The 13,003-nt window shown below is 61.5% G+C and carries 11 protein-coding genes; 5 read left to right on the top strand and 6 right to left on the bottom strand.

Features of this window, described 5'->3' with window-relative positions; genetic code table 11:
* Window positions 1-4: 4 nt before the first annotated feature.
* Both cls and CFU_RS12295 read right to left on the bottom strand, forming a co-directional pair.
* Window positions 5-1,354 carry a cardiolipin synthase gene (cls, locus tag CFU_RS12300; RefSeq protein ID WP_041741894.1) on the bottom strand — a complete coding sequence of 450 codons (1,350 nt, stop codon included), beginning with the start codon at window positions 1,352-1,354 and terminating at the stop codon, window positions 5-7.
* A gap of 275 nt (window positions 1,355-1,629) precedes the next feature.
* A complete protein-coding gene (locus tag CFU_RS12295; RefSeq protein ID WP_041741892.1) occupies window positions 1,630-3,741 on the bottom strand; it encodes a site-specific recombinase in 2,112 nt (703 codons plus the stop codon).
* A 100-nt stretch (window positions 3,742-3,841) separates the two neighbouring features.
* On the opposite strand from CFU_RS12295, the gene aroQ reads away from it, so the two are divergent.
* The gene (aroQ, locus tag CFU_RS12290; protein ID WP_014006361.1) at window positions 3,842-4,417 is read left to right on the top strand and encodes a gamma subclass chorismate mutase AroQ; all 576 of its coding nucleotides are present in this window, start codon (window positions 3,842-3,844) and stop codon (window positions 4,415-4,417) included.
* Between the two features lie 11 nt (window positions 4,418-4,428).
* Here aroQ and CFU_RS12285 read toward each other — a convergent pair whose 3' ends face one another.
* From CFU_RS12285 to CFU_RS12275, 3 genes are all read right to left on the bottom strand, one after another.
* The gene (locus CFU_RS12285) at window positions 4,429-5,529 is read right to left on the bottom strand and encodes a patatin-like phospholipase family protein (RefSeq protein WP_238531302.1); all 1,101 of its coding nucleotides are present in this window, start codon (window positions 5,527-5,529) and stop codon (window positions 4,429-4,431) included.
* Between the two features lie 66 nt (window positions 5,530-5,595).
* Window positions 5,596-6,201: a hypothetical protein gene (locus tag CFU_RS12280; RefSeq protein WP_014006359.1), complete on the bottom strand. Its 606-nt coding sequence runs from the start codon at window positions 6,199-6,201 to the stop codon at window positions 5,596-5,598.
* A gap of 73 nt (window positions 6,202-6,274) precedes the next feature.
* Window positions 6,275-6,718 (bottom strand): CHRD domain-containing protein, encoded by a 444-nt coding sequence (locus CFU_RS12275; RefSeq protein WP_050808575.1) that lies wholly within the window; start codon window positions 6,716-6,718, stop codon window positions 6,275-6,277.
* Window positions 6,719-6,874: 156 nt separating this feature from the next.
* On the opposite strand from CFU_RS12275, the gene CFU_RS12270 reads away from it, so the two are divergent.
* The 4 genes from CFU_RS12270 to CFU_RS12255 all read left to right on the top strand — a co-directional run bounded on the left by CFU_RS12270 (window position 6,875) and on the right by CFU_RS12255 (window position 11,960).
* Window positions 6,875-7,147 (top strand): double zinc ribbon domain-containing protein, encoded by a 273-nt coding sequence (locus tag CFU_RS12270; RefSeq protein WP_014006357.1) that lies wholly within the window; start codon window positions 6,875-6,877, stop codon window positions 7,145-7,147.
* A gap of 36 nt (window positions 7,148-7,183) precedes the next feature.
* Window positions 7,184-8,113 (top strand): cation diffusion facilitator family transporter, encoded by a 930-nt coding sequence (locus CFU_RS12265; protein ID WP_014006356.1) that lies wholly within the window; start codon window positions 7,184-7,186, stop codon window positions 8,111-8,113.
* Window positions 8,114-8,472: 359 nt separating this feature from the next.
* Window positions 8,473-10,686 (top strand): TonB-dependent siderophore receptor, encoded by a 2,214-nt coding sequence (locus CFU_RS12260; RefSeq protein WP_014006355.1) that lies wholly within the window; start codon window positions 8,473-8,475, stop codon window positions 10,684-10,686.
* Between the two features lie 8 nt (window positions 10,687-10,694).
* The gene (locus CFU_RS12255; protein ID WP_014006354.1) at window positions 10,695-11,960 is read left to right on the top strand and encodes a PepSY-associated TM helix domain-containing protein; all 1,266 of its coding nucleotides are present in this window, start codon (window positions 10,695-10,697) and stop codon (window positions 11,958-11,960) included.
* A 30-nt stretch (window positions 11,961-11,990) separates the two neighbouring features.
* Here CFU_RS12255 and CFU_RS12250 read toward each other — a convergent pair whose 3' ends face one another.
* Window positions 11,991-13,001: a GGDEF domain-containing response regulator gene (locus CFU_RS12250; RefSeq protein ID WP_014006353.1), complete on the bottom strand. Its 1,011-nt coding sequence runs from the start codon at window positions 12,999-13,001 to the stop codon at window positions 11,991-11,993.
* Between the last annotated feature and the right edge of the window lie 2 nt (window positions 13,002-13,003).

Here is a 13,003-nt window from a genome sequence, read left to right as displayed (position 1 = left end):
TTCCTTACAACCAGTAGCCGAGCGAGCGCGCGGCCCATTCCTTGATGTGGTCGGAAAACGGCCGCTGCTGCCATTGCTCCAGCGTGATTTGCTGAGAGCCGCGGATGTCTTCGCGGAAGGCTTTTTCCATTTCGCGGCCAAACTGTTCGTCGATCACGATCACGTTGGCTTCATAGTTGTGGAGGAAGCTGCGGATGTCCAGGTTGGCGGAGCCGACGGTGGACCAGCTGCCGTCGATCACGGCGGTCTTGGCGTGCAGCACTGCAACCTGCAGCTGATAAATGCGGATGCCGGCGCTCAGCAATTGCGTATAAAACGATTGGCCGGCGTAGAACATCAGGCCGATGTCGGTCACGCTCGGCAAGATTAGGGTGACATCGACGCCGCGCCCGGCCGCGGCCACCAGCGCATCCACCAGCTGACGGTCGGGAGTGAAGTAGGGCGTGGTGATGTGTATGCTTTTGCGCGCTTGCTGGATCGCCAGGATATAGGCCTTGTAAAGGCTGTAGTCGCTGTCGGGCTGGGTGCTCAGCACATGTACGGTCTTGTCGCCGGCGTTGTCCAGCTTGGGAAAATAATCGAGGTCCGGCAAATCTTCAGCGTGTTGGGTGCCCCAGGTTTGCATGAACAGCAATTGCAGGGAAGCGACTGCCGGCCCTTCGATCTGCAGGTGGGTATCGCGCCAGCCGATGGTTCCTGGACCTGCGCCGGTACTGGCACGGCGGCGCGAGCGGAACAGAGAGCTGTTGGCGTACGCGGCGCTGATGTTGACGCCGCCGGTAAAACCGATCTTGCCGTCCACCACCAGTATCTTGCGGTGATCCCGATGGTTCAGCTGCCAGCGGCCGAAACGCTTGAGCGGGTTGACCGGATTGAATTCGATCAGCTTGATGCCGGCGGCGCGCATGCGCTCGAAAAATTCGGCGGGGGTGCCGATGCTGCCGACGCTGTCATAGATGATGTTGACCTGGACGCCGGCGCGCTGCTTTTCAATCAGCAGATCGGCAAACTGCAGGCCGAGCTGGTCCTGGTCGAAAATATAGGTTTCAAAATTGATCGTGCTTTTGGCCTGTTGAATGGCGGCCATCATCGCCGTCATGGTCTCCGGCCCGTCGAACAGCAGGGTGACCTTGTTGCCCTTGACCAGCGGGCTGCCGGTCACCGCTTCTTCCATCGCGGCCAGCGCGTTGAGCCGGGCCGAGGCGCTCATCGGGCCGCTGCTGGCTGCGGATACCTGCGATACAGAGGCGCCCAGGTTGCTGACGTCGGGCAAGGTCGAGCAAGCCGCGGTCAGGACGCACAGCAGGGCGGCGGCGTATCTTAGAAATAATCTTTGCAACTGAGCGTTCAGCATGTCTTCAGACCTAGTGTAGTGTTTCGCACATAATGACACTTAATAAACGGCGTCTTTTCGCGCCATGCGTCGTTGCAAATCCTCGCGATAGCGCCACTATCGCTCCGGTTCGCGCCTAGCCTGGCACGAAAATCCACCATTTCTTAAGTGCCATTACGTACGAAACACCACACTAGCGGATTCAAATATATTGCCGTTCGGATACTACCGTGTTGCGCCGGTTTTTGCTTGATTAATCGTATTGCGGACTAACCCGCAACGTCTGTTTTTAATAGTTAAACGCTAGGCTTTTCCTCTTCCATCGGCACCAGTCTTTTCGGCGGAATGAAAAAATCCTTGGGACCTTTCCTGAAACGCGTGAACACCCCTTTGGCCAGCGCCAGGCCATGGCGGAAGCGCACCTGGCGCGCGCGCAGAGCGACGAACAGCGCCAGCGAAAAGCTGACCCACAGGTTGACCGTGCCTATCCCCAGCACGCCGATGACCGAAACGGCCGCGGTTTGCCAGCTCATGTGGTTGTCGAGGCCGACCAGGGCGGTGGCGAAATTAGTCGCCGAAAACGTGATGTGGCGGATGTCGATCGGCAGGCCCAGCATGAAACCGATGGTGCCGATGGTGCCGAGCAGGATGCCGAAGTAGAAATTCCCCATCAGGCCGCCCAGGTTGCGCTCCAGGTATTCGCCGAAGCGGGCCAGCCGTTCCTGTCCCAGCAGCTTGCGCAGCCAGTGTGCGCGCGCTACCCGTTGCGCCATGTGGGTGTAGAGCGCCTTGTTGTCGTAGTAGCCGGAGATCAGGCCGGCCAGGAACAGGCAGACGCCGGCGATCGCCGCATGGAACAGCGCCAGGCTGGCAAACGGATCGATATCGTGCAGCAGGTGCGCCGCCTTGTCGGGCGTCACCAGGTGATGGCCGAACAGCGCCTGGTAGCCGAGCGCGATCAGGTAAGCCACCGGAAAAGCCAGCAGCAGGTTGCCGGCGACCGCAATGAATTGCGTGCGGATCACCTTGACGATCAGTTCCACCAGGCTGTCGAGGTCGATATTGCGGCCGTCGCGGCTTTGCAGGCCGGAAGCGATGCGCGACGCCGTCATTGCCGGCTGTTTGGTGGCTACCGTGAAATGCAGGACATGGATCAGCATGAAACCGAACGAATAGTTCATGCTGAATAAGAATGCTTCCACCAGCGGCGCGGCGCGCAGGTAGGACGCCAGGATCTTCAGCAGCGACATGAAGCCGATGATCAGGCCGGCGCCGGAAGCGGAGCGGAACATCGCGCCGTATTCGGAGCGGTCTTCGGCGATATAGTGTTCGCCGGTGCGGCTGGCGTTTTCGGTGACGTTGCGCGCCAGCAGGTTGATATTGTCGGTGAACAGTTCGCGCACCGCGTATTTGCGGTTATGGCCTTCGATCAGTTCCTGGCCCAGCGCCAGCGCCTGGCTGCGTTTGGCGAGTTGCCTGGCCTCGGCGGCGGCGGGATCGGGCGCTGCATCTGCCTGGCTGGCCTCGGCCGGGCCGACGTCGACCAGGTCGAGCAGCTTGCGCAGGCGCGCGATGCTTTGCTCGAGCCGCACCAGCAGGTAGGTGAGGGAGACGCTGCTGCCCATGCGCAAGGCGTTCTTGCGGATCTTGAGGACGATGGTTTCGCACTGGTCCAGCATCACCGACAGATGGCGGGCGTCTTCCAGCGGCGGCAGCTCGCCCAGGTCGAAGGCCGAGTCGGCGGCAGCCAGGTGGCGGCGATAGCTGTTCAGGTAAAGGTGCAGTTCGACGTTCTGCATCAGGAACGGCGATTCGAACTCGTCGATGCTCGGGTAGAGCCGCAGCAGCGCCGGCTCCAGCCCCATGGCGCTGATACGGTAAGAGAGGGTCTGGATCGCCTCCAGCAGTTCGCCCACGGTCTTGTGGCGATCGACGGCGTCGCTGGCGGCGTTGTTCTCGGCGTCTGTATACGGCGCGGCCTGGCTCAGCAGGTCGAACAGGCTTAGCCAATCTGCCGCGGGTACGGCGTTGATCCACAGGTAATCGGTCTCCACCGGCAGCAGGCGGTCGAGGCAATCGCGCAGGTAGTTTTCATCCAGCGCCGGCGGCAGCATGCGAAACGACAGGCGCTGGAACAGTTCGGTAAAAAAGCCGGCGTTCGGCAGGATGCCGGTATCGGTGTACAGGCTGATCTGGCGCCGTGTCGAAAACAGCCGCAGGATATAGTGGCGCAGGGCGCTGGCCTGTACCGGCTCGCCGTGCAGCAATTGCACCAGCATCCGCACATTCTCTGCCGCTTCCTGTCCGAGCTCTGGTTTGCTGGGGCGCAGGGTCTTTATCAAGGCCACCAGATGGTCGATATTGTCAGAGTTGGGGTCGGCGGAAATGAGTTTTAGTGTTGATAGCATGCAAAATTTTATAAAATGCAAAGTCGATAGTGTACGGTTAGTTTATCGAAATCGGTTGTTAATGAATGTTATGTTTTGATTTGTTGCTGAAAGAGAGTCCATGAAATTTTCAAAAACGCCATCCTTGGGCAAATTCTTTGCCTGCTGGTTCCTGTTATTTCTTCTGGCGGGCTGCCAGGGCATGGCGCCGGCGCCCGGCGCTGCCGACGCCGCCCAGGTCGACCGCCTGCTGACGCTGATAGACCAGCGGCTGGCGGTTGCTCCCCTGGTCGCCAAGGCGAAATGGAATTCCGGCGGCGCCGTCAACGATCCGCCGCGCGAGCAATTGATACTGGATGCCGTGGTGGCCCAGGCTAAAGGGCTGGATCCGGTGTTTGCCCGGCGTTTCTTCCAGGCCCAGTTCGACGCCAGCAAGGCCATGCAGCTCGGCCTGCATGCGCAATGGCGCCGCCAAGGCCAGGGCCGTTTCGACGACGCGCCGGACCTGGGGCGCGATGTGCGGCCGGTGCTGGACCGGCTGACGCCTGAGCTGATCGCCGAATTGGAAAAGATCCAGCCGATACTGGCCCAGCCGGGCATGGCGGCCTACATCGCAATGCGTTCCAAGGTTCTGGTGCGCGGCGACCTGGACGGCGAGCCGCGCCGGGTAGCGCTGCAGGGCTGGCTGAAAAACTAGGAGGCTGGGGCCTAACCTGGCGAGGCCTTGTTATGCCTGGTGGCGTGACGCATGTGCTGCTTGTAATTAGGACCAGGCTGGCCAAAGGCTTCCAGCCCGCGCTGATAGCCATACTGCCATTGCGCTTCCACATGTTCCAGGTAAGTTTCATGGCGGGCCGGCATCAGCAGGCGCAGGCGGTTTTTCGGCCACGACAGTTTCTGCTGCATGCCGCGCTTGTGGAATACGCTTTCCACATCCGAGGCATCGATCCAGACGTCGGCATGCTGGCTGTGCACGTGGCGCAGGCGCTGGTTGCCGTCCACGCCCAGCACCGCGCGCCAGGCTGGGATCGCCAGCGCCTGGCTGAACGGCGCCTTCAATTCCATCACCACCCGCTGCGCCAGTTTTTTCGCCAGCTCGATGGGAAACAGGTCGACCACGCCGCCGGTATAGTGCCCGCCCTGGTGCGAGTGGCAGGGAAAATAAAACATGTCGGAAATCGAAATCCGCACGGCGTCGCCGATCGGCATCTGGACGTCGGTCAGCAATTGCGGCGCGATGGCGTTGTCGCCCCACATCGGATCGCTCATGGGCGAGGGCATGCTGTCCAGCAGCGCTGCCGTGCGCGGATCGCAGAACACGGTCTCGGCAAACAGCTTGCGGCCGGCCCTGGGCTGTCCCACCTGGTCCTTGGAAAACAGCATTTTGCCGCCGACGATGGCGACCGCAGGCAGGTCTTGCGCTTGCGCCTGCAGCGGCGGCAGCGGCAATTGCGGCGGGATGTCGAAGAAATAATCGTTGAACAGGTCCGGGATGAGCGCGGCGCGGCTGGCGGTCAGGCGGCGTTTGACCGCATGGATGAACGAGCGGCCGATGGCCGCCTTGGGTGTCGATTGCAAGCCGCACAGGAACTGGTACATGGCCGGCGAGCTGATCCAGGCCTTGCGCTGCGCATCGTCCGGCAGCGCCTGGATCACGGCGGCGGCGATCGAGCCGCCGCAGCTGGCCAGCAGCAGGTCCGGCCGGTTGCCTGTTTCGACTGCCGCGGCGTACATGCCGAGGTAGTAGCCGAAGCGGAAGCCGCCGCCCGCCATCACCATGCAGCATTGATATTTTTCGGTTCGGGTCATGGGCTCGAATGATGCATCAATAACTGCTTGCATATCAAGCATCTTTGCCGGACAAGGACCGCCGGACTAGCAATGGGCCCAGAACCACCTGGTCTGCAGTTCGTCGCGTTCGCGCCGCATGCGGTCGCGTATGTGCGGCGGTTGCCGGCGGTGTCCCATGTCGCCCAGCCATGCAAGGCGCCGTCCAAGCGCCGGGCAGTTGACGCCGGGCTCGGTGCCGATCGTGGTCACCGGCTCGATGACGGCCGCGGGCGGCGCTGCCTGGGCCAGCGGAGGCAGTGGCTGGCGCAGCGTGCGTTCGATGGTCGCCTGGTCGACGCCGGGGATGACGGCGTTGTCGGTGATTTGCAAGGACTTTGCCTTGCTGCCTTGCGGACAGCCTTTGTCGGTATAGACGATCTTGCCGTCTATGCTGCATTTGGCGATGGCGCCGGTATTGTCGGCAGAGAGCGGGGCGGCCGGCGGCGGAGCAGTGTCGCTGGCTGCCGGCGGCGCCAATGCCGGCGTAGCGAGTGGCGCGGGATTGCCTGCCAGCGGCGCGGCGGCCACTGTTTTTGCCGGCTGCTCGACGCTCTTGCCGTTGCCGAGCGAATGGTCGATCGCATACAGAACGCCGCTGGCAAGCGCGATGGCCAAGAAGAAGGCGCCGAAAATCCGGATGGTTGGATGCATAAGCTGCTTAAGGTTTCATGTCAGCCGCCATGGCCGGCTTGCGCTGCGTGCATGGCGGCTGCTGGCGTCCTGCTCAGGGCAGCAGCTGGCCGCGGATTTCGCCGCCGGGATTGGTGGCGCTGTGGACGTTGATATACAGGTTGCCCGCCATGTAGCTGGCGTACTGGGCATCGGTGAACTTGGTGCCGTCCGGCACCGACCACATGTTGTCGCCGGTCTTGGTCAGGCCCACCAGGACGGGGCCGTTCTTGCCCAGCGCGCCTTCATGGATATGCGCCACTTTCCCTTGTATGCCGCGGGTGGTGACGCTGCCGCTGACCGATTTGTCGGCCTTGACCACGATGGTGCCGGCGCCGCTTGCGCTCGAGCCGTTGGCCGGCACTTCATGGGCGCCGTCCAGGGTTACTTCGCTGCTATGGTTGGTATCGGCGGACATTGTCGAACACGCCGCAAGCAGCAGGGCCAGTGCAACAGAAGCGAACAACGATGGCTTTACATTTTTTAGTAGGGTAGTCATGTGTTTTCCTTCGTGCAGGTTATAGGGGAAAGCAAGCAATAGTGTAGTCCGCTTTCTTTCTTGCGGATTTTTTTATGTATTTGCTTGACCCTATAGTTACTACAGGGTTTTAAATGGAGCCATGCAAACGTAAGTACAACCGCAAAGGAGTAGAAAATGAGCTTTTTCAAAAACCTGCTGGGCCTAGGACACCATGGCGGCGGCCACAATGCGCCATACCGCGGCAAGCACGGCGGCGCCCAGCAGAATACCTGGGGTGCGGCCGCACCCGCCCAGAATAATTGCCTGAAATGCAATGCCGGCAATGTCGCCGGCGCACGTTTTTGCCAGCAGTGCGGCAATTCCCTGCAAGCGCCGGGTTGCAGCGGTTGCGGCATTGCCAAGGTCGCAGGTGCAAAATTCTGCGGCAATTGCGGCGTGCCGCAATAAGGCGGTACATTAGCCTCACTTAACCCAAGGACAATCATGAGCGCAGGCCACTCGCACGCCTTACCCACCAGCCAGAACGAAAAATACATCTGGATCGCCTTAGGACTGACTTCGACCTTCCTGGTGGTCGAAGTGATCGGCGGCCTGATCACCGGCAGCCTGGCGCTGATCTCGGACGCAGCGCACATGCTGACCGATACCATGGCGCTGGCGATTGCGCTGGCGGCGATCCGCATCGCCAGGAGGGCGCCGGACGCCAAGCGTACCTTTGGCTACCACCGTTTCGAGATCCTGGCTGCAGCATTCAACGCCGTCTTGTTGTTCCTGGTGGCGATGTACATCCTGTACGAGGCCTACCAGCGTTTCCGCAGTCCGGCTGAAATCCAGTCGACCGGCATGCTGGTGATCGCCGTCTTCGGCCTGCTCGTCAACCTGGTCAGCATGCGCCTGCTGAGCGGCGGCAAGGACGCCAGCCTGAACGTCAAGGGAGCCTACCTGGAAGTCTGGAGCGACATGCTGGGTTCGGTCGGCGTGATTGTCGGCGCGCTGGTGATCCGCTATACCGGCTGGGAATGGGTCGATTCGCTGATTGCGGTGTTGATCGGCTTCTGGGTCTTGCCGCGCACCTGGATCCTGCTCAAGGAGAGCATCAATATCCTGCTGGAAGGGGTACCGGAAGGGATGGACATCGAACAGGTGCAGGGCGCGCTGCGCGCGGTGCCAGGGGTGGTGAGCGTGCATGATTTCCACTTATGGGCGGTCACCAGCGGCAAGGCCAGCCTGACCGCGCATGTGGTGTACGACCCGGCTTATCCGGCGGAACAATTGCTGCCGGTGCTGAAGGAAGTCCTGGCGTCGCAGTTTGCGGTGTATCACACCACGCTGCAGTTCGAGCTCAGTCCCTGCGCCCATACCGAGGACGGCTGCAATTACAGTGCGCCTGAGGAGGTACACGTGCATGCCTGAGGCGACATTGATGTAAACCACACGGATGCATGCCTGGCATGCATCCGTTTTCATTTGTGGACGGCCAGTGTGGACGGCCGATCGCCGGTTCGCCGCGGATTCCACGCGCAGTTATTTCCTTATGTAAATCCCCCAAATATTTGATTGATAATAGCAATCGTTCGCATTATCATTCTTCTTTTGAAGAATTTCTCTGCTTTAAACACCATTCTTCCGGATCCGTGCCTCCCATCCCGCGCCAGCCGCGGCATGGCGCAGGCTCTCGCGAAGAGGGTTTCCTGTGTTTCCGGCACTGTTGTTCTCCATCAAAACCGCAGCACACTAAAACAAAAAACAAGCAATCAACTCAGGGGTAGTAAATGACAACTTATAGCGCCGCGACGACGCCGTCGGCAGGTATTCTTTCACGCACAGCGCCAGTCAAGCCATCGCTTCGCGTCATGAGCCTGGCGGTAACGCTGGCGCTGTCGGCCATGGCGCCGCAGTTGACTTCAGCACAACCTGCGGCGCAGCAGCTGGCGGCCGCAGGCAACGATGCCGCGCTGCCGGAAGTCGTGGTCACGGCGGGCAACGACCAAGCCCCGACCGAGAAGACCGGCAGCTACACCGTGCGCAGGAGCAATTCCGCCACCAAGATGGACATGTCGCTGCGCGAAACGCCGCAGTCGGTATCGGTGATCACCCGCGCCAAGATGGATGATTTCAAGCTGGACAACGTCGACCGGGTACTGGCCGGCACCACCGGCGTTTCCGTCGAAAAAGTGGAAACCAACCGCACTTACTACACCGCGCGCGGTTTCGACATCACCAATTTCCAGTTCGACGGCGTCGGCATCCCGCTCACCTTCGGCCTGCAGGACGGCGACCTGGATACCGCCTTGTATGATCGCGTCGAAGTGGTGCGCGGCGCCAATGGCCTGACTTCTTCCACCGGCAATCCTTCGGCTACCGTCAACTTCGTGCGCAAGCGTCCGACCTACGATTTCCAGGCCGCCGCCGGCGTCAGCTACGGTTCCTGGAATACGCGCCGCATCGATGCCGACGTCTCGGGCGCGCTCAACAGCGACAAGACCGTGGCGGCGCGCGTGGTGGTGGCCCATGAAGACGGCAACTCCTACCTGGACCGCTACCAGCCCAGCAAGGACGTGTTCTACGGCGTGATCGAAGCCGACCTGAGCAACGACACCTTGCTGACCCTGGGTTACAGCTACCAGAAAAACGACGGCAAGGGCGCCATCTGGGGCGCTTTGCCGCTATATTACACCGACGGCACGCCGACCAGTTACGGCGTCGGCACCAGCACCTCAGCCAGCTGGTCGTCCTGGAATTCGGAGGAGCAGCGCGCCTTCGCCGAACTGAACCATCGCTTCGGCAACGACTGGCAATGGAAAACCACCCTCAGCCACAATAAGCTGAGCACCGACGGCAAGCTGTTCTATGTCTACGGCACGCCGGACCGGGCTAGCGGCGCCGGCCTGTTCAGTTATCCGTCGCTGTACAATTCCGACAACCGGCAGACCGTGGTCGACAGTTATGTCAGCGGCAAATATGCATTGGGCGGACGCGAGCACGACCTGACTTTCGGCGCCAGCTGGTCGCGTTCGACGCTGGACGACATTTCCCATTACGGACAAGGAATCGGCGCCGCGCTGACAGCCTCGGGCGCATTCGACGGCAGTTATCCGCAACCGAGCTTCGACGCCTCGATCGACGGGAGCTCCTACACCGGCAAGCGCAAGACCCTGTACGGCGCAACCCGCCTCAACCTGGCCGACAATCTCAAGCTGCTGCTTGGCGCCAACTACACCGACGCCAGCACCGCCGGCATTGCCTACGGCGTCAGCCAACAGACCAGCGCCAGCTCCACCACGCCATACGCCGGCCTGGTGTACGACCTGAACCGCAACGTATCGGCTTACGCCAGCTATACCGAGATTTTCAATCCGCAGTACCAGACCGACATCAGCGGCGCCACGCTCAAGCCGGTCGAAGGCAAGAGCTACGAGCTGGGCTTGAAGAGCGAATTTTTCAACCGCAAGCTGAATGCATCGGCAGCCCTGTTCAGGGTGGAGCAGAACAACACGGCGGAACAGGCCGGTTATCTCGGCGCCAAGGCCTATTACCGTGCCATCGACGCCCATTCGGAAGGCCTGGAGCTGGAATTGTCCGGCGAACTGGCGAAGGGTTTGCAGGGCAGCCTCGGCTACACCGTGATGACCATCAAGGACCAGGACGGCAATTCGGCCAAGAACTACGTCCCGAAAAAGACCGTACGGCTGGCCACCACCTACCGGCTGCCGCAGCTGGAACAGCTGAAAGTAGGCGCCAGCGTCAACTGGCAAGGCAATACCAGCCGCACCGATGCGCTGACCGCGACCCAGAACGTCACCACGGTGCAGCAAGGTTATGCCTTGCTCAACCTGATGGCGCGCTACGACATCAGCAAGCAGGTCAGCGTCACCGCCAACCTCAACAACCTCACCAACAAAAAGTACATTTCCAGCCTGTATGCGAGCCAGGGTTATTATGGCGAGCCGATCAACGGCAGCGTTGCGATTAACTGGAAATACTGAAGCCGATCATGACGACACGTCCTTTCATGGTCATCCTGCATCGCTGGTTCGGCCTGGCGGCTGCGGTGTTCCTGTTCATCGCCGGCGCTACCGGCGCCGTCATTTCCTGGGATCATGAACTCGACGCCTGGCTTAATCCGCAGCTGTTCCATGCCTACAGCGCCGACCAGCCCTTGTCCGGCAAGGCCTTGCCAGGGCTGGAGCTGGCGAACCGGGTGGAAGCGCAGGATCCGCGCCTGCGCGTCACCTACGTGATGACGGAAAGCGAACCCGGGCATACCAGCAGCATGATGGTGGAAGGGCGCATCGATCCGGCCAGCGGCAAGCCCTACGACCTCGGCTTCAACCAGGTCGCGGTCGATCCGGTCAGCGCCGAGATACAGGGCAAGCGCATGTGGGGCGCCATCTCGCTCAGCCGCGAGAACCTGCTGCCGTTCCTGTACAAGCTGCACTACACCATGCATCTGCCCGAGGTCGGTGGCATCGAGCTGGGGGTATGGCTGATGGGTCTCATCGGCATCGTCTGGGTGCTGGACTGTTTCATCGCCTTGTGGCTGTCGTTCCCCAACTGGCGCAGCTGGCGCAAGTCGTTCGCATTCCGCTGGCGCCAGGGCGGGCACAAGTTCAATTTCGACCTGCATCGCTCCGGCGGCGTCTGGCTCTGGATGTTGCTGCTGTTGCTGGCGGTGACCTCGGTTTCGATGAACCTGTATAACCCGGTGATGCGTCCCATCGTGCAAACCTTCTCGACGCTGACGCCGGATCCGTTCGACAGCCGCAAGCCGGTCGCACCGGCATTGGCTGCCAAGACAGAACCGGCGGTCAGCCGCGAACGGGTAGCGCAACTGGCGCGCGAGGACGGACAGCGCCGCGGCTGGATGGTACCGGTCGGCGGGGTATTCTATTCTTCCGCCTTCGGTTTGTACGGCGTCGGGTTTTTCGAAGCCGGCAACGACCATGGCGATGTCGGCCTGGGCAACAGCTGGCTGTATTACGATGCCGCCGACGGCCATGCTGCCGGCGCCAAGATCCCCGGCAGCGGCAGCGCCGGAGACATTTTCATGCAGGCGCAGTTTCCTTTGCATTCGGGACGCATCCTTGGCCTTACCGGACGCATCCTGATTTCCTTGATGGGGGCGGTAGTGGCCTTGCTGAGCGCGACCGGCGTGATCATCTGGGCGCGCAAGCGCCGCGCACGCATGCTGGCGGCGCGGCATGCGGCGCAACTGGCTTTGCCGAAGGCAAGCAGGCGACGTACGGCGGTCGCCGAATAAGCTGCGGCCGGAACGCGCCGCAAGCTTGTCTTACTGCGCGATCTCGACCCGGTTCTTGCCGCCGCGCTTGGCGCGATACAGCGCCTGGTCGGCCGCTTCCACCAGTTTTTCCTGCGAGCTGCCGCGCTGCGGCACCATGCTGGCGCCACCGACGCTGACCGTGACTCTGGCGTCATTGCTGGATGAGGCATGAGCGATGCCCAGCGCATGCACCGCCGCCTGCAGCTTGTCGGCCTGGATCTCCATGTGCTCGCGCGACATGGACGGCAGCACCAGTACAAACTCCTCACCGCCGATGCGCGCCGCGAGATCGGTCGGGCGCCTTGCAAAGTGGCCGATGCTTTCCGCCACCTGCTTGAGCGCGGTGTCGCCGGCCAGATGGCCGTAGGTATCGTTATACAGCTTGAAATCGTCGACATCGATCATCAGCAGCGACAGCGAGCTTTGCTCGCGTTCGGCGCGCTTCCATTCGGCGCTGAAATATTCATCGAAATAACGGCGGTTGGCGAGCCCGGTGAGGCCGTCCGAATTGGTCAGGCGCTGCAGCTCCAGGTTGGTTTCCAGCAGCTGCTGCTGGCTCTGGCGCAGCGCGCGATAGGCCTCGTCGCGCTGCAGCAGGTTGACGTAAGAGCGCGAATGGTAGCGGATGCGCGCCACCAGCTCTATGGTGTCGGGCAGCTTGACCAGATAGTCGTTGGCGCCGGCGGTAAACGCCGCGCTCTTGACCGCGGGATCTTCGCGGGTCGACAGCACGATGATAGGCACGTTGCGGGTGGCCGGATTGGCGCGGTACTGGCGCACCAGCGTCAGGCCGTCGATGCCGGGCATCACCAGGTCTTGCAGGATGACCGTGGGCCGGGTTTTCTGGGCGGCTTCGATCGCTTCATCGGGATGGGCGCAGTAATGGAAATCGATGTTGATCTGGTTCGCCAGCGCGCGCCTGACGGCTTCGCCCACCATGGCCTGGTCGTCGACCAGCAGCACCATGACCGGATAGTCGTCCGGCGGCTGATCGATGTCGAGATTGAGTTCTTTAGGCATGA

The sequence above is a fragment of the Collimonas fungivorans Ter331 genome, from assembly GCF_000221045.1.
Taxonomy (GTDB): Bacteria; Pseudomonadota; Gammaproteobacteria; order Burkholderiales; family Burkholderiaceae_D; genus Collimonas; species Collimonas fungivorans_A.
Note: the sequence above shows the minus strand (reverse complement) of the source record. Positions and strands in the feature narration are given on the sequence as shown.

What these genes read in the sequence shown, in the direction of transcription:
- cls (WP_041741894.1), bottom strand. Translation starts at nt 1,354, where the DNA reads ATGCTGAACGCTCAGTTGCAAAGATTATTTCTAAGATACGCCGCCGCC.
- CFU_RS12295 (WP_041741892.1), bottom strand. Translation starts at nt 3,741, where the DNA reads ATGCTATCAACACTAAAACTCATTTCCGCCGACCCCAACTCTGACAAT.
- aroQ (WP_014006361.1), top strand. Translation starts at nt 3,842, where the DNA reads ATGAAATTTTCAAAAACGCCATCCTTGGGCAAATTCTTTGCCTGCTGG.
- CFU_RS12285 (WP_238531302.1), bottom strand. Translation starts at nt 5,529, where the DNA reads ATGACCCGAACCGAAAAATATCAATGCTGCATGGTGATGGCGGGCGGC.
- CFU_RS12280 (WP_014006359.1), bottom strand. Translation starts at nt 6,201, where the DNA reads ATGCATCCAACCATCCGGATTTTCGGCGCCTTCTTCTTGGCCATCGCG.
- CFU_RS12275 (WP_050808575.1), bottom strand. Translation starts at nt 6,718, where the DNA reads ATGACTACCCTACTAAAAAATGTAAAGCCATCGTTGTTCGCTTCTGTT.
- CFU_RS12270 (WP_014006357.1), top strand. Translation starts at nt 6,875, where the DNA reads ATGAGCTTTTTCAAAAACCTGCTGGGCCTAGGACACCATGGCGGCGGC.
- CFU_RS12265 (WP_014006356.1), top strand. Translation starts at nt 7,184, where the DNA reads ATGAGCGCAGGCCACTCGCACGCCTTACCCACCAGCCAGAACGAAAAA.
- CFU_RS12260 (WP_014006355.1), top strand. Translation starts at nt 8,473, where the DNA reads ATGACAACTTATAGCGCCGCGACGACGCCGTCGGCAGGTATTCTTTCA.
- CFU_RS12255 (WP_014006354.1), top strand. Translation starts at nt 10,695, where the DNA reads ATGACGACACGTCCTTTCATGGTCATCCTGCATCGCTGGTTCGGCCTG.
- CFU_RS12250 (WP_014006353.1), bottom strand. Translation starts at nt 13,001, where the DNA reads ATGCCTAAAGAACTCAATCTCGACATCGATCAGCCGCCGGACGACTAT.